The sequence below is a fragment of the Chitinophaga sp. genome (assembly GCF_017745275.1).
Taxonomy (GTDB): domain Bacteria; phylum Bacteroidota; class Bacteroidia; order Chitinophagales; family Chitinophagaceae; genus Chitinophaga.
In genome coordinates this window covers 607,280-626,809 of record NZ_JAGHZS010000001.1, presented here as the reverse complement: position 1 = coordinate 626,809, position 19,530 = coordinate 607,280, and the positions used below count along the sequence as shown (strand labels likewise).

The 19,530-nt window shown below is 46.4% G+C and carries 17 protein-coding genes; 11 read left to right on the top strand and 6 right to left on the bottom strand.

Annotated features, from left to right (window positions below):
• Nucleotide 1 precedes the first annotated feature (1 nt).
• Nucleotides 2-1,519 carry a PAS domain-containing sensor histidine kinase gene (locus tag J7623_RS02380; RefSeq protein ID WP_291916752.1) on the bottom strand — a complete coding sequence of 506 codons (1,518 nt, stop codon included), beginning with the start codon at nt 1,517-1,519 and terminating at the stop codon, nt 2-4.
• A gap of 314 nt (nt 1,520-1,833) precedes the next feature.
• Here J7623_RS02380 and J7623_RS02375 point away from each other — a divergent pair, with 314 nt between their 5' ends.
• Genes J7623_RS02375 through J7623_RS02365 form a run of 3 tightly spaced genes read left to right on the top strand, consistent with a single transcriptional unit; the run spans nt 1,834 to nt 5,477 of the window.
• Nucleotides 1,834-3,906, top strand: coding sequence for a TonB-dependent receptor (locus J7623_RS02375; RefSeq protein WP_291916750.1), 2,073 nt, complete (start codon nt 1,834-1,836; stop codon nt 3,904-3,906).
• Nucleotides 3,907-3,917: 11 nt separating this feature from the next.
• Complete coding sequence (locus J7623_RS02370) at nt 3,918-4,508, top strand: HmuY family protein (protein WP_291916748.1); 591 nt, start codon at nt 3,918-3,920, stop codon at nt 4,506-4,508.
• An 18-nt stretch (nt 4,509-4,526) separates the two neighbouring features.
• Nucleotides 4,527-5,477, top strand: coding sequence for a DUF6607 family protein (locus J7623_RS02365; RefSeq protein WP_291916745.1), 951 nt, complete (start codon nt 4,527-4,529; stop codon nt 5,475-5,477).
• A 54-nt stretch (nt 5,478-5,531) separates the two neighbouring features.
• On the opposite strand, the gene J7623_RS02360 is transcribed toward J7623_RS02365, so the two are convergent.
• Nucleotides 5,532-6,476: a DUF3829 domain-containing protein gene (locus tag J7623_RS02360; protein ID WP_291916743.1), complete on the bottom strand. Its 945-nt coding sequence runs from the start codon at nt 6,474-6,476 to the stop codon at nt 5,532-5,534.
• A gap of 188 nt (nt 6,477-6,664) precedes the next feature.
• Between J7623_RS02360 and J7623_RS02355 the strand changes: the two genes are divergently transcribed.
• From J7623_RS02355 to J7623_RS02325, 7 genes are all read left to right on the top strand, one after another.
• A complete protein-coding gene (locus J7623_RS02355) occupies nt 6,665-7,318 on the top strand; it encodes an NAD-dependent epimerase/dehydratase family protein (protein WP_291916741.1) in 654 nt (217 codons plus the stop codon).
• A gap of 228 nt (nt 7,319-7,546) precedes the next feature.
• Nucleotides 7,547-8,419, top strand: coding sequence for an AraC family transcriptional regulator (locus J7623_RS02350; protein WP_291916739.1), 873 nt, complete (start codon nt 7,547-7,549; stop codon nt 8,417-8,419).
• Between the two features lie 55 nt (nt 8,420-8,474).
• Nucleotides 8,475-9,908, top strand: a complete 1,434-nt coding sequence (locus J7623_RS02345; protein WP_291916737.1) for an arabinose isomerase — start codon at nt 8,475-8,477, stop codon at nt 9,906-9,908.
• A gap of 81 nt (nt 9,909-9,989) precedes the next feature.
• The gene (locus J7623_RS02340) at nt 9,990-10,679 is read left to right on the top strand and encodes an NUDIX domain-containing protein (RefSeq protein ID WP_291916735.1); all 690 of its coding nucleotides are present in this window, start codon (nt 9,990-9,992) and stop codon (nt 10,677-10,679) included.
• Between the two features lie 11 nt (nt 10,680-10,690).
• Nucleotides 10,691-11,242 carry a 2OG-Fe(II) oxygenase gene (locus J7623_RS02335; protein ID WP_291916732.1) on the top strand — a complete coding sequence of 184 codons (552 nt, stop codon included), beginning with the start codon at nt 10,691-10,693 and terminating at the stop codon, nt 11,240-11,242.
• A 2-nt stretch (nt 11,243-11,244) separates the two neighbouring features.
• A complete protein-coding gene (locus J7623_RS02330) occupies nt 11,245-11,976 on the top strand; it encodes a metallophosphoesterase family protein (protein ID WP_291916729.1) in 732 nt (243 codons plus the stop codon).
• Nucleotides 11,977-12,009: 33 nt separating this feature from the next.
• A complete protein-coding gene (locus J7623_RS02325; RefSeq protein WP_291916727.1) occupies nt 12,010-12,735 on the top strand; it encodes a metallophosphoesterase family protein in 726 nt (241 codons plus the stop codon).
• A gap of 31 nt (nt 12,736-12,766) precedes the next feature.
• Here J7623_RS02325 and J7623_RS02320 read toward each other — a convergent pair whose 3' ends face one another.
• The 3 genes from J7623_RS02320 to J7623_RS02310 form a co-directional block, all read right to left on the bottom strand.
• Nucleotides 12,767-15,322, bottom strand: a complete 2,556-nt coding sequence (locus tag J7623_RS02320; RefSeq protein ID WP_291916725.1) for an outer membrane beta-barrel family protein — start codon at nt 15,320-15,322, stop codon at nt 12,767-12,769.
• A gap of 102 nt (nt 15,323-15,424) precedes the next feature.
• A complete protein-coding gene (locus J7623_RS02315; protein WP_291916723.1) occupies nt 15,425-16,129 on the bottom strand; it encodes a LytTR family DNA-binding domain-containing protein in 705 nt (234 codons plus the stop codon).
• A complete protein-coding gene (locus tag J7623_RS02310; RefSeq protein ID WP_291916722.1) occupies nt 16,129-17,166 on the bottom strand; it encodes a histidine kinase in 1,038 nt (345 codons plus the stop codon). Before J7623_RS02310 ends, J7623_RS02315 begins: the two co-directional genes overlap by 1 nt.
• Nucleotides 17,167-17,313: 147 nt before the next feature.
• On the opposite strand from J7623_RS02310, the gene J7623_RS02305 reads away from it, so the two are divergent.
• The gene (locus J7623_RS02305) at nt 17,314-18,093 is read left to right on the top strand and encodes a fatty acid desaturase (RefSeq protein ID WP_291916720.1); all 780 of its coding nucleotides are present in this window, start codon (nt 17,314-17,316) and stop codon (nt 18,091-18,093) included.
• A 114-nt stretch (nt 18,094-18,207) separates the two neighbouring features.
• On the opposite strand, the gene J7623_RS02300 is transcribed toward J7623_RS02305, so the two are convergent.
• Nucleotides 18,208-19,527 carry an AarF/ABC1/UbiB kinase family protein gene (locus J7623_RS02300; RefSeq protein WP_291916718.1) on the bottom strand — a complete coding sequence of 440 codons (1,320 nt, stop codon included), beginning with the start codon at nt 19,525-19,527 and terminating at the stop codon, nt 18,208-18,210.
• Nucleotides 19,528-19,530: the final 3 nt, after the last annotated feature.

Here is a 19,530-nt window from a genome sequence, read left to right as displayed (position 1 = left end):
TTCATTGGTTTTGGGGGAGAGGAAGGGAAATGATAAACTCTGTACCATTTTCGGGTGTGCTGTTGCAGGATACGGTGCCATTCATCAGTTCTGCATACCTGGCTACAATGTGTAAACCCAGGCCGGTGCCCTGGATGTTAGCCACCTGCTGGCTACGGAAGAAGCGTTCAAACAGGTGTTGCCGGTCTTCTGCGGAAATGCCGATCCCCCGGTCTTTTACCGATAGCAGGAAGGAGTTGTCCGTACCTTGTGTACGAATAGAAATGATGCCTCCTTCCGGGGAAAATTTGATGGCGTTGGACACCAGGTTCATCACAATGTGTTTCAGCAGTGTAGGATCCAGGTTGGTTTGTGGCGTACCATGGTGTGCATAATAAATGTTTTGTCGTGGTTTTTTCAAGCCATCCATTTCACCGAGAATATTACCGATGTGTTTGGCCGTTTCAAAAGTGCTGTAGCGCACCTGGATTTTCCCTTCTTCTATTTTGCCTACGGAAAGGAAGTCGTTGAGGATGTCTGTCAGCATATTTACGGAAGATATGATCCGCTGGATATGCTTACTCCGCTTCGGTATATCTTCCGCGCTTTCGTACTTGGATACCAGGTATACGGAGGAAAGGATGGCGCTGAGCGGTGTCCGGAATTCGTGGGAGGCGAGCGATACAAACCTGGACTTCAGTTCATTCAGCTCTCTTTCTTTTTCCAGGGATACCCGTAATTCGGATTCGGCTTCTTTGATGCGTGACAGGTCGATGGCCACGCCGATATAGCCCGTAATTTCGCTGCCATTGCGGATAGCAGATACAGTCAGAGATACGGGTAAGGACGTGCCGTCTTTCCGGATATAACTCCACTCGTATTCATTTAGTATGTTGAGTTTCGCTTTGATAATGAGTGTTTCCATACCGGGTTCTACCGGTTGTTGCAATTGCCGGGAAAATTCTTCTGCCCGGAGAGCTACTTCATGTTGATTATGCAACATGAGAGGAGTACACACATCTATTACTTCGCTGGCTTTGTAACCGAGTATTCTTTCGGCAGCGGGATTGAACCACTTGATAAATCCATCGGGGTTGATCACTATGATCATGGCTCCGGCATTGCTCCAGAGGCTGTTGAGGAAGCTGTTCATCCGCTGGAGGGTACCATCTTTAATGGCGGCTTCCTTTTTTTGCTGATCGAGTTGTTGCCGGGTTTGTTCGGAAATTTTCCGGTCGGAAATATCGATGACGTAGGTAATGGTTAGTAATCCTTCCGGTGTGTTGTGTTCGCCATGGCTGATTTCTACCGGGAACCGGGTGCCATTCTTTCGCAGTGCGATATGTTCTTTTTCATCAGGAGGCAGCAGCAGGCTTACCTGGCGGCCGGTGATTTCTTCTTTCGTGTAGCCAAACTGGTTAAGAAGGAAGGGATTAGCCATCACGATTTCGTTATGGCTATCGGCTACCAGGATGCCAATGGTGGCATGATTAAAGAGCACTTCGAACCCTATATAATTATTTTGAGCCGTGTTAATCATACCATTATATGACCCTTTTCTTCGGTGCAATATAAATTTAATGATTCCCGTTGGAATAATATACAGGTTGTGAAAAAAGGAATGTTAACTGTTTCCTAACGCACAGCAGTAGCTCAAAATAATTTTGTTAGCCACCTTATTTTGGGGTTGACTGGCCACTACTTTTTTTTGTACACTGCGGTATCATCTCACTGATTTTTTTCATTCAATAGGTTGACCAATTTTCCGGATTTCGCAAATTTGTTTCCCGAACTCGTAAAGACTTTTTTTTGTGGCCCCTTACTTTTGCCTCACAATTTCAGATAAGCTTTAAGATGTATAAATATTTATTCCTGGTTACCTGCATCATGCGGGTAGGGACCCTTTTTGCCCAAACAGATACCACTAAAATATTGCCCGAAGTAGTGGTCTCCGCCACGCGCAACGAGCAGCTCATTGATCAGGTGCCGGTACCGGTTACGGTGATCAATAAACAGCAGTTGCAGTCGATGGGGGCCGTGTTGCTGCAGCAGGTGCTGGCCGAGCAAACAGGATTATTTATTACAGCTAATCATGGTACCGGTGTGCAAATGCAGGGTCTCGAAGCAGAATATACTTTAATACTACTGGACGGCGAACCGCTGATAGGCAGAACTGCCGGTACCTTCGACTTATCCCGTATAGTAGTAAGTAATATAGAAAGAATAGAGATCATCAAAGGCCCGGTGTCTTCCCTCTATGGTAGTGATGCGCTGGCCGGGGTGATTAATATTATTACCAGCAACAATAAGCAAACCGGTGTAACCAGCATTGGTGCAAGGTATGGTTCCAATAATACGTATACCCTGGATGGTAGCACCCGTATTCCGTATCAAAATGGTTCATTCACCGCGGGAGTAAGTACCTATAACAGCAACGGATATACGCTTGGTAACGCTACCGCACCTACGGTACCGCCTTTTAAAACGGCAACGTGGCAGTCGCGCTGGCAGCAGGACTGGTCACCCAAATGGCATACTACGCTTTCCGGCAGGTACTACGCGCAACGGTACAACAGCTATTTCCATGATGCCAAAGGCGTAGTAGATGATATCGGCAAAGAGAAAGATATGAATGCTTCTGCACAGATAAGTCATACGCCGGGAAAGGACTTCAGACAGGTATTACGATTGTACTACTCCCGGTATTCCACTAATGAAGAGATGCGCTATCAACAGGATAAATCGGTGTATGACCTGTCTTTCTTTAAACAACAATATTTAAAGCCGGAATACCAGGCAGACTGGCAATTGAATACGCAGCATCAGCTCACAGGAGGCATCGGCTATGTACATGAATCGCTGGAGGCCACCCGGTATGACGATCGCATGGCGTTTAACTCGGCTTATATCTTTCTGCAGGAAAACTGGAAACCATCCACAAAATGGAACATCCTGGCGGGAGGACGATTTGATACACATAACCAGTATCCTTCACAGTTGAGCCCGAAGGTATCTGTATCCTACCATATCAATTCCCGCTGGCGTATACTCGGCGCGGTGGGCCGTGGTTACCGCGCACCAGACTTCAGGCAGCTGTACCTGCATTTCAACAATGCTGCTGTTGGATATACCGTAGCAGGTACCAAACTGGCTGCAGATATCCTGAAGGAAATGCAGCAGCAGGGACAAATCAAAGAAGTGAAAATTGATCCCACACAGGTAAAAGACCTGGATGCGGAAAGCTCCTGGTCTTATAATATAGGAGTGGAAGGAAAGTTGTTTTCCAGCACGGGTGTTAAAGTTAACTTCTTTTACAATGATGTGAAAAACCTGATCGATACCCGGGTGATTGCTGTAAAAACCAATGACCTGGCGGTGTATAGTTATGTGAATCTGAAGCGTATTTCCACTTCCGGAGCGGAGATGTCTTTGTCGCAACAGATCGGGCGTTACTGGCAGTTGTCGGGTGGTTATCAATATCTCCGGTCCAGGGATAACGCGCTATATCAAAAAGTAAAGAATGGGGAAGTATATACCAAAGATGCCGGTACAGGTGAAACCCGCGCCCTGCGGAAAAGCGAGTATTTCGGATTGTTTAACCGCTCCCCGCATTCCGGTAACTTGAAAATTGCGTATATCCAACCCCGTTTGGATATCGATGCTAATGTCAGGGTGTTGTATCGCAGCAAGTACGGCTTTACAGATGAGAATGGCAATAACACACCTGATCTGAAAAGTGAATTTGTACCCGGCTATGCCACTATTAACCTGGCAGCCGCCAAAACCTTATTCCGTAAGCAATTGAGGTTACAGGCCACCCTGGGAAATCTTTTTAATTATACGGATGCACAACATATTGCTACCATGCCCGGACGGATTTATTCGCTGGGTGCTACCTGGAATTTTTTTCACACTAACCATAAATAACAAGTACCTGTATGAACAAGCAATTTTTTTCGGCAGGCGCCCTGCTACTCTCTTTCGTTGTCCTGTCGTCCTGTAGTAAAGATGATGATAAAAATACGCCTGCACCGGTGGTGACCCTGCAATCAAAAACAGTGGCCAATATCGACGGAGACGCGGCAGGAAAAGACCTGTATACTTTTTATAGCCTGGCAGATAATAAGGTGATCCCTAACAGCGATTCCGCCACCAGCAAATGGGATATCGGGTTTAAGTCTACCACCCTTATTATCAACGGTGGCAGCAGCGGTCCCGGTAAAGGGGAAGCACAGGTAATTACCGGGGTGTATAACAACCTGGTGGAAGCACCTGCAGCAGGCTACAAAACTGATGCGGCGGCTACCAAAGCTATTACAGGCTGGTATTCCTACAACATGACTACTCATATCATTACCCCTGTTGCTGGTACTATCATAGTGCTGAAAACTGCTACAGGCAAGTACGCCAAACTGGAAATCACCAGTTACTACAAAAATTCGCCGGCTACACCGGATGATAAATCTGAACGTCGCTATTATTCTTTCCGGTATGTATACCAGGCAGATGGCTCCCGCAATTTCAAATAGTATTAATTGTATAATATCATGAAACACATTACCAGATTAACCATTGCTGCCACTTGTTTAGCATGGAGCGCTACCGCCCAGCAGAAAAGTAACGATAAACTGGCTCAGGATAAAGCCGCTATTAAAAGCATGTGCGGTTGCCAGGAAGTTACCTTCGAATACACAGAAACATTTCCTGCTGATACCAGTTACAAGCCCAAAGGCTATCATAAAATTACCGATGCTGTGGAGTATGTTACCGTAGCGGCGGAAGATCGCAACCGTATTGTATTGCAACATTTGCTGATTGCAGACAGCATGGTGATTAAACACTGGACAGAAGACTGGCAATATGAAAATCAGCAGTTACTGGCCTATAACCAGGATAACGAATGGAAGAAAGTGACGCTGCCTGCTGCACAGGTAAAAGGGCAGTGGACACAAAAAGTATATGGAGTAGATGATGAACCCCGCTATGAAGGTGCTGCTTCCTGGGTACATGCAGATGGCCGCCACTACTGGGAATCTACCAGCGATGCACCGTTGCCGCGCCGGGAGTATACTACCCGCAAAGATTATAACGTGCTACGCCGTACCAATCATCATGAAATCACGGCTACAGGATCTGTACATGAACAGGACAATGCCAAGATCATTCGCACCAATGGAAAAGACCAGGTATTGGTAGGTGAAAAAGGATTGAATACGTATAACCGCACCGATGAAAAAAAATGTACACAAGCGAAAGCATGGTGGGAACAAAACAAGGCATTCTGGGCAGTGGTACGTAAAAGCTGGGATAAGGTGTATGGCGCTAACAGCGTGATTAACCTGCAGCACAAAGTGAATAATGAGCCGCTGTATAAAGTGATGATGACGCTGGAACAGAAAGCTTTCCGGAAGGAATTAACAGGCGAAGCGTTGGAGAAAGAGATTAGTGTAACGTTACAACAGTTCGCTACAAAAACGGAGTTGAGTTTACAACGATAAACGAGTGGATAAGAAAAGTACCGCAGCCAATCCTGGCTGCGGTTTTTTATATCATTAGTTAGTGAAGGTGTTATATCTTCCTATCATGGTATCGAGGGCGCCATCGAGGCTTTCCAGGTCACTGTCACCAAGCCTGCCTTTTTCTTTGGCATCACGCAATGTTTTCTTCGACAACAGCAGGAAGTCGTGGAAGCTATCGTAGAACGATTTATAGTACGGTGCTTTACCTTCTGCTTTGGCTGGATCTATCGCTGCATGTGCGGCCTGGTCTTTTTCCAGTGTTTCGTAGGCAGTTTGTGCAGCAGCGCTGATTTTGTTAAAATCCTCCCCGCCTTTTTCCAGTTGATCAATAAAGTTGCGGACAGATTGCATATCTGCTTTCATGGCCACGATATAATCTTTCAGCGGGCTATCTTTGAGAACGATGATTTCGCTAGCATCTGCCACTTCTCTTACCCTTTTCATCAGCACTTCTTTTATCTCAAAAAAGGCTTGTGCATCGTTACGGATAGAATCAGCCAGGGCAATACCTTTTGCACCTTTATCGTCTTTGTAGTCCTGGGCTTTCAGGTAGTCGTCCAGTTTGTCGTAGGTGGTTTTCAGCTTTTCAAAAGAACCGTTGAAAGCGGCTACTTTTTCTTTGAAGAAGGTTTGATCTTCTTTGTTCAGGGCATCTACGGGTTTATCCGCGGTAATTTTACCATGACGAATCATCGGTATCATGATAGGTTTAATGATGCCGGCCAGGGAAGCAAACGTAGGTTTTGTTTTGAACGCGTCCGCGGCACGGTCTGCATTTTTTACCAGGCGCACTACATAACCCGTGTTTTTGTTAGAGAGGTCTACGATGAGATTAGTGTATTCAATAACATCATTCGCCGAGGAAGCTGATTTCTCTTCATAGGCGGTGGTGGCTGGTTTCCCGGTATTGTTACATGACAGCACAGTAGTGAACAGCGCCAGGCTGAGTGGAATGTACAGAATGGGTCTTTTCATCATAAAAATGGTATTGGTTTAAGTCGGATTAATCAATTGCACAATAGCGTGCAGGGGCATTTCGGGGGCAAAGATATTTTTTCAGCTAAGAAAAACAAAAGAAATGTAAGGCGTACCAACAACGTCAACAGGGCTTCCTGCAAATTATTGGAACTAAATATTTAATTTCAATAGTACGTAAAAAGAATCCTATGGACATCAAAGCCATTATTACAGGCAGTACAGGTATGGTAGGGGAAGGGGTATTGCATGAATGTTTACAGCATCCGGATGTAAAGGAGGTGTTGGTGATTAACCGCCGGCCTTGCGGGGTGAGTCATCCGAAGCTGAAGGAAATTATTCATACGAACTTTTATGACATGTTACCCATAGCAGCGCAGTTGCACGATTACAATGCGTGTTACTTCTGTTTGGGTGTGTCGTCAATAGGGATGAAAGAAGCTGCTTATCGCCGTGTTACCTACGACCTGACCATGGAAGTGGCTAAAACGCTGGCTACCATGAACCCGGATATGACGTTCTGCTATGTATCAGGTGCGGGAACGGACGGACGTAGTATGTGGGCGAAGGTGAAGAAGCGTACGGAGCAGGACTTGCTGCGCCTGCCTTTTAAAGCTGCGTATATGTTTCGTCCCGGTTATATGCATCCTACTCCCGGGTTGCAACGTGCGCCAAAGGCTATTAAATACATCAGCTGGATGTACCCCTTTTTCAGGCGTTTTCTCCCGCAGATGGTCACTACGCTGGCGGAGGTGGGGCAAGCCATGATCAACGTTACCCTGCACGGTTATCCAAAGAAAGTAATTGAAATAAAGGATATTGTGGTATTGGCGCATACCAGATAATATTGGTAACCTTCGGGATACCAGGGCTATGTTATATCCCTTTATGCATGTAACTTTGCATCTTGTTACTTTAACAGTGTAACAGTTGTAGGTTATGAGATGACTGGAATATTCCTATCCCGGGTCCAAATAAAAAAGAGGGAGTCTCAAAATAAATGAGACTCCCTCTTCTATTTTAAGCCAATAACTAAATTGTTTATTTTTAGGCAGTACAAATAACTGCTTCATTTGCGTCATAAATACCTTGTAGCAAACCAACAGGATAAGCGTTGGGGCTTGTATGTTACTACTATTGGCCACCAGCCGGTAGCCGCCAATACGGTGTATCCGCCTCAGGGCCATCCTGCCGGTTACTGGTTCAATCCGATCTATGGCAGGATACTAACAGAATACCAGCTCCTTTATATCATACAGGGCGCAGGGAAATTCAGTTCTGCCAGCTGCTCGTCCTGCCGTATCAGCGCGGGGAATATTGTAATGATCTTTCCGGGGGAATGGCATACATACCAACCGGATCCGCAAACCGGGTGGGAAGTTTACTGGATTGGTTTCAACGGCGAAGGAATTGCAGGGCTGGAGCGGCATCAATTCTTTACAAAACAACATCCGGTGTTAGAGGTGGGATTTAATGAACAGTTGGTGGATACCTTCCAGCAGGCGCTCGCCATAGCGCAATCGCAGCAAACGGCCTTTCAGCCTATGCTGGCAGGATTAACGCACCTGATGTCCGGCATCATTTATTACGCAAGCCGGAATAATGCATGCAACGATACCACCATCATCGCAAAAGTAAACCAGGCAAAACTGCTGATGCGCGACGGCAAAGCCAACGTAGAAACGATTGCCGCTGATCTTCATATCAGCTATTCCTGGTTCAGACGGGTGTTCAAGCAATACACCGGTTTCTCTCCAGCGCAGTACCACAACGAAATGCGCATTAAAAAAGCGAAGGAGTTACTGACCAGCACAACAATGCCTGTGAAGGAAATCTGTTTTGTTCTGGATTTCGAGTCCACCAGCTACTTCACCACTTTTTTCAAATCCAGGGTAGGCCTCACGCCGGTGGAGTACCGTAACAATACCCGCATGTCAGGAAACTAAATACTTCGGTCATTTTACGAAATACTTCCACGGCCTGGCTGCCTAGCTTTAAGCCATGGAGCGAAAACACTATACCCTGAAAGCAGGGTTATTCGGTATTGGCCTGGAAGCCTACTGGGAACAGTTTGAAGGCTTGAAAGCCTCACTGGAAGCGAATATTGAGCTTGTCCGTACACGCATTGAAAATGCCGGTACGGAAGTGGTGAACCTGGGCCTCGTGGATTCACCGGAGAAAGCCATGGAGGCGGGCCATACCTTCCGGGAAAAAGATGTGGACCTGATCTTTCTCTACGTTACCACCTATGCACTCTCCGCTACTGTATTGCCGGTAGTGCAGCGGGCCAAGGTACCGGTAATCCTCCTCAATTTATCACCATCGGCGGCCATCGATTACACCTCGTTTAACGCGATGCCCAACCGTACTGCCATGACGGGCGAGTGGCTGAAATACTGCGCTGCCTGCCCTGTGCCGGAAATCGCCAATGTATTCAACCGCGCTAATATCCGTTTTCACCAGGTAACTGGTGTGCTGGATAGCAGGGATGAATGCTGGCATACCATCCAACAATGGGTGGAAGCAGCAAAGGTGGCGCACACCATGGCCCATAACCGCATGGGATTAATGGGGCATTACTATTCCGGCATGCTCGATATCTACACAGATAAAACCAAGCAGATCGCCACTTTCGGGGGACATATGGAAATAATAGAGGTAGATGAATTGACGGCTTTACGAAAAATCATCACGGAAAAACAAATCGATGAACGTGTAGCCTTGTTCTATGAATCATTTGAGGTTACACAGGATTGTGCTGTTGCTGAATTACGCAGGGCCGCCCGCGCGTCCGTAGCGCTGGATCAGTTGGTGATCCGCCATGGACTTGGTTCTTTGGCTTACTACTACAAAGGTAGCGACAATGAAAATGAAGATACCATGAGTTCTGTGATCCTGGGGAACTCCTTACTTACCGCCCGCCATATTCCCGTGGCAGGAGAGTACGAAATCAAAAATGTACAGGCCATGAAGATCATGGATACTTTCAATGCCGGCGGTTCATTTACGGAATATTATGCAATTGATTTTAAGGAAGACATTGTGCTCATGGGGCATGATGGCCCCGGCCACATTGCCATTGCGCAGGGCAAAACAAAAGTAAAGCCGCTGCAGGTGTATCACGGCAAAGTAGGGCAGGGCCTCTCCGTTGAAATGGCCGTGAAGCATGGCCCGGTAACGCTGCTCTCCGTTATTGAAACCCTGGATGGGAAAATTGAATTACTGGTAGCAGAAGGGGCTTCTGTGCCGGGACCTATCCTCGAGATCGGCAATACCAACAGCCGGTACAAATTTTCCATCGGCGCCAGGCAGTTTGTAAACAGCTGGAATAGCTATGGGCCTGCGCATCATTGTGCAGTGGGAGTGGGGCATATTGCGGATAAGCTTCATAAGCTGGGAGCGTTGCTGGATGTGACCGTACGGCAGGTATGTTAGGCAAACTTATGCCCCAAAAACATTTTAAGGTTATCTCGCTAAAAAACCGTTACTTCGCGTTAAACTGACGCAAACAAAAGTATGAAGGCTTTTCACGAGTATCAGAACCCCTCCCTCGCGGTAGACCTGGTGGTATTTGGTTACCACGACAATACCCTTTCTGTATTACTGCTGAATCGTAAGGAAGAACCGTTTAAAGACTGCTGGACCTTGCCGGGCGGTTTCGTACAGATGCAGGAAACTTTCCTGGATACCTGCTCCCGTATCCTGCAAACCAAACTGGGTATGAAGGAAGTATTCCTGGAACAGCTCTACTCCTTTGATGCGCCAGACAGGGATCCCAGGGGCCGCGTAATTGCCGTGGGATATTATGCCCTCATCAACCCCGCTAAATTCCAGGTAGTAGCCGGTAGTATGGCGAATGATGTAAAATGGTTCAACGTCAGAAAATTACCCACCCTGGGATTTGATCATAAACACATTTTCCGCCAGGCCCTGCAACGCCTGAAATCCAAGATACTGTACGATCCTGTCGGCTTTGAGTTGTTGGATGAATTATTCACCATTACAGAACTGCATGAACTCTATGAGTGCGTGCTGCAAACTACCCTCGACCGGCGCAATTTCCGCCGGAAAATATTAGATGCTGCCTATGTAATTAACACCGGCATGAAGCGGGAAGGCCTGAAAAACAGGCACCCGGAACTTTATAAATTCAATAAACAACTGAAGAAAAATAGTTTTCAGATACATATTCCAACGGAACCTTAACCCACTTTTGTATGGAAAAGCAAGTATATGCGCCCGGCATCTTTACATTAAAAAACTTTCTTTCCCGGGAAGAATGCGCCAGCCTTATTGAAAAAAGTGAAGCTATCGGATACGAAGAAGCCACGGTAGACGTAGGAAATGGTGTACAACGAATGGTAAAAGGTGTACGAAATAATGAGCGGGTATTGTATAAAGACCCTGCTTATGCTACCTTTATCTGGGAAAGGCTAAAGGATTTTGCGCCGGAAGGCGCGAATCAACGCGCTGCCATTGGCCTCAACGAATTGTTCCGGTTCTATAAATACAGCCCGGGACAACGCTTTAAAATGCACAAGGATGGTAGTTTTGAGCGGAATCGTTTTGAAGCCAGTCAATATACTTTTATGATTTATCTGAACGAAGCCTATACCAGCGGGGAAACTATTTTTGCCTCCGGAGAAGTGATTCGCCCGGAAACCGGCACCGCCCTGATCTTTCACCATCCACTACGGCATGAAGGAGCCTTGCTGACAGAAGGAGTGAAATATGTGCTGAGAACGGATATAATGTACAAACAGATTTAAACATGCCCGCAACCTACGTAATAGGTGATATACATGGTGCGTTGAAAGCACTGCAGCAGCTGATAACACGAATAGCGCCGAAAAAGGAAGATACCCTGATTTTTTTAGGAGATTATGTGGATGGTTGGTCAGAATCAGCAGAAGTGATTACCTACCTGATGGCATTGGAGCAACAGCATCACTGCATTTTTATAAAAGGAAATCATGACGCCTGGTGCGAATCCTGGCTGCACGGCATCATGCCTGAAGCGTCGTGGCTTCGCAACGGCGGACAAGCTACTGTTGCCAGTTTCAATAAGCTCAATCCTGCGGAGCGCCTGGGGCATACCATTTTCCTGGAGCAAATGAAGCTGTATCATATTGATGCACAGAACCGGTTATTTATTCATGCCGGCTTCACTTCCACGCATGGCCCGGCTTATGAGCGGTTTGAACCTTCGTTGTACTGGGACAGAAGTTTCTGGGAACTGGCGCTGGCAGTGGATCCGCGCATCCCGAAAGATTCGTTGCGCTATCCGAAACGCCTGGCGCTCTTCCACGAAGTATACATCGGGCATACGCCCAGTGTGAATTACGGGGAAGACAAGCCGATGATTGCCGCCAATGTACATAACATCGATACCGGCGCTGCCTTTATGGGGAAAATTTCTGCCATGAATATTGATACCAAACAGGTGTGGCAAAGCGACAGGGTGCAGGGGATGTACCCGGATGAAAAAGGCCGGAATCCCTGATGTATTTACCCACCTCTTAAATTACCTGTAAACATGCCGGCAACCTACGTCATCGGTGATATTCACGGCGCACTGAAAGCATTACAACAGTTGCTTACCCGTTTGGAATTGAAAAACGATGATCAATTGATTTTTTTGGGAGATTATGTAAATGGCTGGTCCGATTCCGTGGCAGTGATCACCCACCTCATGGCGTTATCGCAGCAGTATTCCTGTATTTTCATCAAAGGTAATCATGACGACTGGTGTGAATCCTGGCTGAAAGGAACATTGCCGCCCAATAGTACATTGAAAAATGGCCGAATAGCTACCATGGCCAGTTACAACGAATTGTCGGCTGAAGAACGGGCGCAGCATGCCGCTTTTTTTGCCGCGATGAAGGACTACTACGTGGACGATAAAAACCGCCTCTTTATCCATGCAGGTTACACGGTAACACCCGGTACAGTGCCTTTTGATCACGCGATGTATAAAGACAGAACCCTCTGGGAAATGGCTCTTACTATGGATAAAAGAGTGATCACTCATCCGGAGCTATATCCGAAAATATTACAGCAGTTTCATGAAATTTATATCGGGCACACCCCTACGCTGATTTATGGGGAAACGATGCCCATGAAAGCATGCAACGTATACAACCTCGATACGGGAGCCGCTTACCTGGGGCGGGTTTCAGCTATGAATCCAGACACGGGTGAAGTGTGGCAGAGTGACCTGGTGATGGAATTATACCCGAACGAAAAAGGCCGCAACGCATAACGCGTGGCGGCCTGTTAATTTAAGCAATTACTTACTGAATTACTTCCTGCATTCCCTGCATGCCCGCGCCCATATTCTTTCTCTTAAACAGGCTGGCATCTATTTTACCAAATCTGTAAGCAAAGTTCAGGCGGATCATTTGAGGATCTTTTATGCGGCTGTAATACTGTGTGAAATAAGCACTTTCAGAGTACTGGTCAGACCAGCGGGATCTGAAAATGTCGTTGATGCTTAAGGTTACAGAAGCAGCATTGTTTTTCAGGAAGCTCTTTTTGATGGCAGCGTCTACGCCCCAGAAAGAAGCAATATATCCCTGTGATGCGTTCTGCGACTGCTGCATCGGCGGACCCGCCTGCACGTTTTTGTTGTCATTTACCGGCAGGTTGGTTTTAGATTGATAAGTACCAGTCAACTGTAATTCAAAATTGGCCGGTAGCTTAAACTGGTTGTTCAGTTTTCCGAACCAGCTCCACAGGGCATCCTGCGACTGTGTAACGTTATCGGTATTGATTTTTGAATTGTAGATATTCACGTTGGTCGACATCGTCCACCATTTTGCAAGGGTGTTCATAGATGTGAGTTCCAAACCACCGGAATAGCTGGAATTGGCATTGATATACGTGTTTACCAATATCTGTGTTTCATCCACCGGGTTGGTTTCCTTGGTCAGGTAACGGGTGATGAGGTTGTTGGTATGTCTGTAATAGAGAGATGCCAAAAAGGTATTGTTACCCTTAAACGTTTTCAGGTACGACATTTCCAGTGAAGTGGTGAACTCTGGTACCAGGCCCGGATTACCTTTGGTGATATTCAACTTATCGGTAGAATCGGTGAATGGTATCAGCTGGAAGAAGTTTGGACGGTTAATACGGCGGGTATAGCTCACCTGCAGTTCCTGGTTCTTTTTCAGTTTTTGGCTTAAAAAGATAGATGGGAACAGGCTGATAGGGTAGCTGTTTTTAAAGTGCTGCCCGTTGTTCAGCAGATCGCCGGAGTAATCGGAGCTTTCCGCGCGCAAACCTGCCTTATATCCAAAATTACCGATGTTGTCGGATAAGCTGGCGTAAGCTGCGTATACGTTATCGTTGTTTTTGTAATTGTTGGAAGCGGCTGGAATCGGGATGTATTTACCGGATTGGTCGTCATACATCGAGTTCACAAAGTTGCTTTTTGTAGTACGTACAGCTGCCCTTAAACCGGTTTCCAGCTTCATTTTACCTTTAAATGGTTTCACGTAATCCGTTTGGATGGTCATGAAGCTCACTTTCCCGGTACCAGCAATTCTTTGGATATCGCTGCCGATGATGCTGTTATTGTTGCCGAAGCGGTCCGTTCTGTAATTGGTGTTGTTATCACCCTGGCCACCGAAATAGTTGAAGTCGGCAGTTAATTCTTCGCCTTCTTTAGGGAAGAGGTGTTTCATACCCAACACAATTCCATTTGCATTGAACTTGTTGTGGCCGTCGGAGTTACGCTGGCTGAGGCTTCTGATGCTGGGTCCTCCTTTTACAAGCGTATCGCTGATGATATCAATGTGTTCATCAGGGTTCATGGAACCATGTACTTTGATACCTGCGATAGAGAGCGTAGTGCGGTTGGTCATGAACCAGTCCAGTCCCAGTTTACCGAAAAGGAAGCCGCCATTGGTTTTGTTGGCGTTGTCCTGGGTAATGGCGGTAGCAGGTACGTCTCCGAAATTGCTGCGATCGGTGGTACCATTGGTACGGCCTTTCATCTGGTTGCCCATAGCGCTGGCGCTGATGTTTACTTTGTTCTGGCGCAGGTTGAAGTCGGCGCCGCCATTGAGTGCACCGCGTTTATCCACACCGGCCCGGAGGTTACCATTGTAGCCTGTTTTACGGTTCTTTTTCAGTACAATGTTCAGGATACCGGCGCTACCACCGGAAGCATCGTATTTAGCGGAAGGGTTGGTGATCACTTCCACGTTTTCGATAGCATCCGCTGGAATCTGCTCCAGGGTGAGGGTAGTGGGGCGTCCATCAATGTAGAGCTGTGGTGCAGCATTGCGCAGCGTCACATTTCCATCGATGTCCACATTTACGGAAGGAACATTTTTCATGACATCCAGGGCAGTCCCGCCTGCGCTGACGATGTTTTTTTCCACGTTAAATACCTTCTTGTCAACATCCATGGACATCAGCGGTTTGGTGCCTGCCACGGTAACGCCTTGCAGCTGGGTGGTGCTGACAGCCAGTTTGATGTTGCCCAGATCTTTATCAAATGGGGGAAAGCTAACAGCTTGTTCTACAGTTTTGTAGCCGGTAGCGGTAATGCGCAGTTTCAGGGGACCTCTGGCTGGCAGATCGTCCAGGCTGAATTCACCATTCCCTTTGGTGAGCGCGCCTTTCAGCAGTTTTTCTTTCATTTTTTTGGTGAGCGTATCCATACGATTCTGGAGTACAATCACGGAAGCATAATTGACGGGTTTCCCATCGGGGTCGATTACTTTCCCGTACACGTGCCCAGTCATTCCCATCGGCATTCTGCCACCGGGACCTCCTGGAGCCTGTGCCCAGGCACTCATTGAAAGCAAAAACAGGGTGATAAACAAATAAATCTTCTGCATTTTGGTATAATTCTAATCGTGCAAAAGTATATCGTCGTATCGGATATTATAAAATAAATGAGATGAGTGGGAGAAAAAACGCTACAAACAGCAGTTAATGTGTTACATCTTACCGGCAATGGCATATACCGAATCCCGGTAAGTGTCGCCCACCGGAAGTTCCAGGCTGTCCAGGGAAATACTGTTTTTCCGGATAGAAGAAATAGCGGCAACAGCCACAATATAGGATTTGTGGATACGAATGAATTTCGTGCCGGGCAACTGCTCTTCCATGCCCTTAATACTCATACGTGTTATAACAGGTTTTGAGGTGCTCCGGAGATGTATTTTGACATAATCTTTCAGTCCTTCAATCCATATGATATCTGCAAATACTACTTTATGCAAGCTGTAATCTACATTCACGAAGAAGAAATCCGCGGGTTCTTTGGTAGTTTTACCGGCTGTTCTCAACAGGAAAAGTTCCTGTGCTTTATTGCATGCTTTGATGAAACGCTCCAGTGACACCGGTTTTACCAGGTAGTCGGTAACGGCAAGATTAAAGCCTTCCAATGCATATTTTTCGTAGGCCGTAATGAGGATCACGATGGGCTTATGCGGCAGAGACTCCAGGAACTGCAGGCCGGTAAGCCCTGGCATCTGGATGTCCAGGAAAATAAGGTCTACGGGTTGTTGCCGCAGTATTTCCATGGCTTCAAAGGCATTGTTGCATTTTCCTATGAGCTGCAGGTAAGGCACCATGCCGATATTATCTTCCAGCAGGTCCAGCGCCAGGGGTTCATCATCTATGGCAATACACTTTATCATCAATGGAGATTTAATTGCAAGGATACTATAAACCAGTCATCTTTCCGGGAGATATTCAATACATAGTCATCTCCATATAATAAATTCAGTCGCCTTTTTACATTGGTGAGGCCAATGCCGCTGGTTTTATCTTTTATTTCGCAGGAAATTGGGTTGAACTTGTTACGTACCTCAAAAAATAATCTGCCGGGGCGTGTATACAGGCGGATATCTATACAGGCATCGGCAATCAGGCCGGTACCATGTTTAAAAGCATTTTCCACGAAAGGAATGAGCAGCATCGGCTCTATTTCATGGGTACTGTCCGTAGCTTGCAACGATACCCCGATCGCTACATTTTTTCCAAAACGCTGCTGCTGCAGGTCGATATAGCTTTGCAGGTACTCTATTTCCTTTTGCAGCGGTACTTTGTCTTCATCTGTCTCATATAGCATATAGCGCATCAACGAAGAAAGCTTTATCAGGGAAGGTTCCAGCACATCTGATTTTTTGCGGGCCAGCGCCACCATGTTGTTGAGCACATTGAACATGAAATGCGGACTCACCTGTGACCGCAACAGTGATAATTCCGTTTTCAAATTTTCGTTTTCTTTGGCGCTGGCTTGCCGTTCCATTCGCATCTTGTCTTCAATCATCTGGAAAGCTGTGCTGGCGCAGAGTACCAGGAAAAAGATAAAAAAGGTAATGAGAATGGTAGGCCTGATATCGCTGGGAGGATCCACCAGAAAACGATTGAAAAAAAGCCGGCTGGCTATCATCAGTGAAAATACCACCAGCATCAGCAATGCATATTTGGCGAATTTCTTTTTATAAACCATCCTGGGAATAAACACCCAGGCATTCACGTAAAAGAAGCCGATGAGTATTATGTCAGTATAATACTGGTAGATGGTCCAGGCCATTTTATCCTTGATATGATCCCGCTCCCAGGCATCAGTTGTAGGGTGCAACAGGTAAGGCAACGAAAAAAACAGCAGCCACGCTAATATATGCCTGGCCACGACCGCCCATTTTTGATGGTACCACTCTTCTTTCATCGTGGCAATTTAGAAATTTCGACGATTATCTGCTCATGGGTTGCGACCAACCCGAATAAATATACGACCAACCGATTATCATATTCAATAATGATTTAATTTTACACCCGAATTCCTTATCACCTCATCCTTCCTAAATTCTGGTATATGGCAGCTGCTGATATTACCCGTCAAATTGCCTGGAAAGACTTAACCCGCTTGTCTGTCCGGGAAATGCTCATCGAAAATAATATTTCTATTCCCTGGGCGCTTGGTTCCTGGGTACTAGCGTATTATGGATACTACATGTTGGCGATGCCTTTATCGGCCATTTTTTTCCTGACGGCATTGCGACAAGTACATAACGGTTTTCACCAATCACTCGGTACTAACAAGCAACTGACCTGGGTTACCCTGTTTCTCAACAGCATCCTGATGATGGCTTCTATTCATGCGGTGAAATTTAACCACATCCGTCATCACAAATATTGTTTGTCTGAAGAAGATTACGAAGGTAAGTCGGCCGGTATGAGCGCGCTGGGTGCCATTTGCTACGGACCTAAGCATATGTGGCTGATTCACCGGGTCACCTGGCAACTGGGCAATAAGAACTACCGCCGTAATATGTTGCTGGAGTTAGCTGCTATTGTGGTATTTACAGGACTGGTGTTTTATTTCCAGGTACATTTCCTGGTGTACCACATCATAGTGATGCTGATCGGGGAGTTGATGATGGCTTTTTTCGCTGTATGGAGTGTGCACCACGACTGTGACCATGACACTATTGCCAGAACGCAGCGTACAGGATGGAAGAACACGATTACTTTCAGTATGTTTTATCACCTGGAGCATCACTTGTTTCCTGCGGTGCCTACTATCAAATTACCAGAGTTATGTAAACGCATAGATGAAGCGTTGCCAGAGCTGGAGAAGAAAAAGACATTTTAATAAAGCATAAAGCAGAAAGCCTAAAGCAAAAAGCTATTGAGGCGAGTGATTATTGCGGATATTTATACGCTTTGATCACTCGCCTCAATAGCTTTTTGCTTTAGGCTTTCTGCTTTACGCTTTCTGCAACTCCTGTATTCTGCCGGGGCCTGTAATCACATTGGCTTTCAGGTCACTGAGAATGGAGTATAAGCCGAAATAAGTACGGTTAATGTAGAGGCTATGCCTGGAACCGCGGGCTACTTTGGAGTCGCGGATTTCTTTCATGTTGTATAACTCATCCATGTAGGCATATATTTCATTGAAATATGCTTCATTACCAAAGTCGAAGTGTTCCAGCGTAAATGGTAAGGTGAGTAAATCAATCATATGTTGAAAGAGGCCGGAAAAGAATTCCACTTCTTTAGGCGTATCTGTGGGGTGGATCATTTCCAGGTTGGTATAAATCTCATGTCGCCGTTTTTCATCTTTCAGTACTTCTTTATCTACCAACAGGAAATAGTTGATATAAAAATCTTCCGGAATTTCTTTCACACAGCCAAAGTCGAAGATGCCTACGGTGCCATCGGGGCGCATGAGGAAGTTGCCGGGATGTGGATCGGCATGTACCTGTTTAAGGCTATGCACCTGGAATTGGTAGAAATCCCACAGGGCTTGCCCGATTTTATCCCTGGCTTCCTGGCTGGGGTTGGTGAGCAAAAATTCTTTCAGGTGCTGCCCATCGAGCCAGTCCATGGTAATAATGCGGTCGGACGACATTTCCGGGTAGTAGCCGGGAAACCGCAGGTTAGGAATATGTGCGCAGGCCTGGGAAAGGTCCATGGAGCGGCGTAGTTCCAGTTTATAATCGGTTTCTTCCAGCAGCTTACTTTCTATTTCGTCGAAGTATTTATCCATATCTACTTCGTTCATACCCACAATGCGGATGGCAAAGGGTTTCACGATACGCAGATCAGATTTTACGCTGTTGGCTACGCCGGGGTATTGAATTTTTACAGCCAGCGGCTGACCATTTTTGGTGGCTTTGTGTACCTGGCCAATAGAGGCAGCGTTAGACGCCTGTAGGTCGAAGGTATCGTATAGTTGTGTGGGTGATTTACCCAGTGTTTTTACAAAAGTATTGACTACCAGCGGTCCACTCAATGGAGGCGCGCTGTATTGCGACATAGCAAATTTCTCAGTATAGGCTTTTGGAAGCATTCCTTTGTCCATACTCAGCATTTGCGCTACTTTCAGCGCACTGCCTTTCAGGTTGCTCAGGGTATCATAAATATCAGCGGCATTGTCCTGGTGTAACGCTTCTTTGGTGGTAGAAGGGTCCATCAGTTTGCGGGTGTAATGTTTGATATAATTGGTACCTACTTTAAGTCCGGTCGTAACGAATTTGCCAGCCCTTTCCACTTTGGTAGTGGGGATATTGGATTGCTCTTTCATGGT

Coding starts and splice junctions, on each gene's coding strand:
- J7623_RS02330 (WP_291916729.1), top strand. CDS start 11,245: ATGCCCGCAACCTACGTAATAGGTGATATACATGGTGCGTTGAAAGCA.
- J7623_RS02320 (WP_291916725.1), bottom strand. CDS start 15,322: ATGCAGAAGATTTATTTGTTTATCACCCTGTTTTTGCTTTCAATGAGT.
- J7623_RS02370 (WP_291916748.1), top strand. CDS start 3,918: ATGAACAAGCAATTTTTTTCGGCAGGCGCCCTGCTACTCTCTTTCGTT.
- J7623_RS02315 (WP_291916723.1), bottom strand. CDS start 16,129: ATGATAAAGTGTATTGCCATAGATGATGAACCCCTGGCGCTGGACCTG.
- J7623_RS02300 (WP_291916718.1), bottom strand. CDS start 19,527: ATGAAAGAGCAATCCAATATCCCCACTACCAAAGTGGAAAGGGCTGGC.
- J7623_RS02305 (WP_291916720.1), top strand. CDS start 17,314: ATGGCAGCTGCTGATATTACCCGTCAAATTGCCTGGAAAGACTTAACC.
- J7623_RS02365 (WP_291916745.1), top strand. CDS start 4,527: ATGAAACACATTACCAGATTAACCATTGCTGCCACTTGTTTAGCATGG.
- J7623_RS02375 (WP_291916750.1), top strand. CDS start 1,834: ATGTATAAATATTTATTCCTGGTTACCTGCATCATGCGGGTAGGGACC.
- J7623_RS02335 (WP_291916732.1), top strand. CDS start 10,691: ATGGAAAAGCAAGTATATGCGCCCGGCATCTTTACATTAAAAAACTTT.
- J7623_RS02345 (WP_291916737.1), top strand. CDS start 8,475: ATGGAGCGAAAACACTATACCCTGAAAGCAGGGTTATTCGGTATTGGC.
- J7623_RS02310 (WP_291916722.1), bottom strand. CDS start 17,166: ATGAAAGAAGAGTGGTACCATCAAAAATGGGCGGTCGTGGCCAGGCAT.
- J7623_RS02380 (WP_291916752.1), bottom strand. CDS start 1,519: ATGATTAACACGGCTCAAAATAATTATATAGGGTTCGAAGTGCTCTTT.
- J7623_RS02360 (WP_291916743.1), bottom strand. CDS start 6,476: ATGATGAAAAGACCCATTCTGTACATTCCACTCAGCCTGGCGCTGTTC.
- J7623_RS02340 (WP_291916735.1), top strand. CDS start 9,990: ATGAAGGCTTTTCACGAGTATCAGAACCCCTCCCTCGCGGTAGACCTG.
- J7623_RS02355 (WP_291916741.1), top strand. CDS start 6,665: ATGGACATCAAAGCCATTATTACAGGCAGTACAGGTATGGTAGGGGAA.
- J7623_RS02325 (WP_291916727.1), top strand. CDS start 12,010: ATGCCGGCAACCTACGTCATCGGTGATATTCACGGCGCACTGAAAGCA.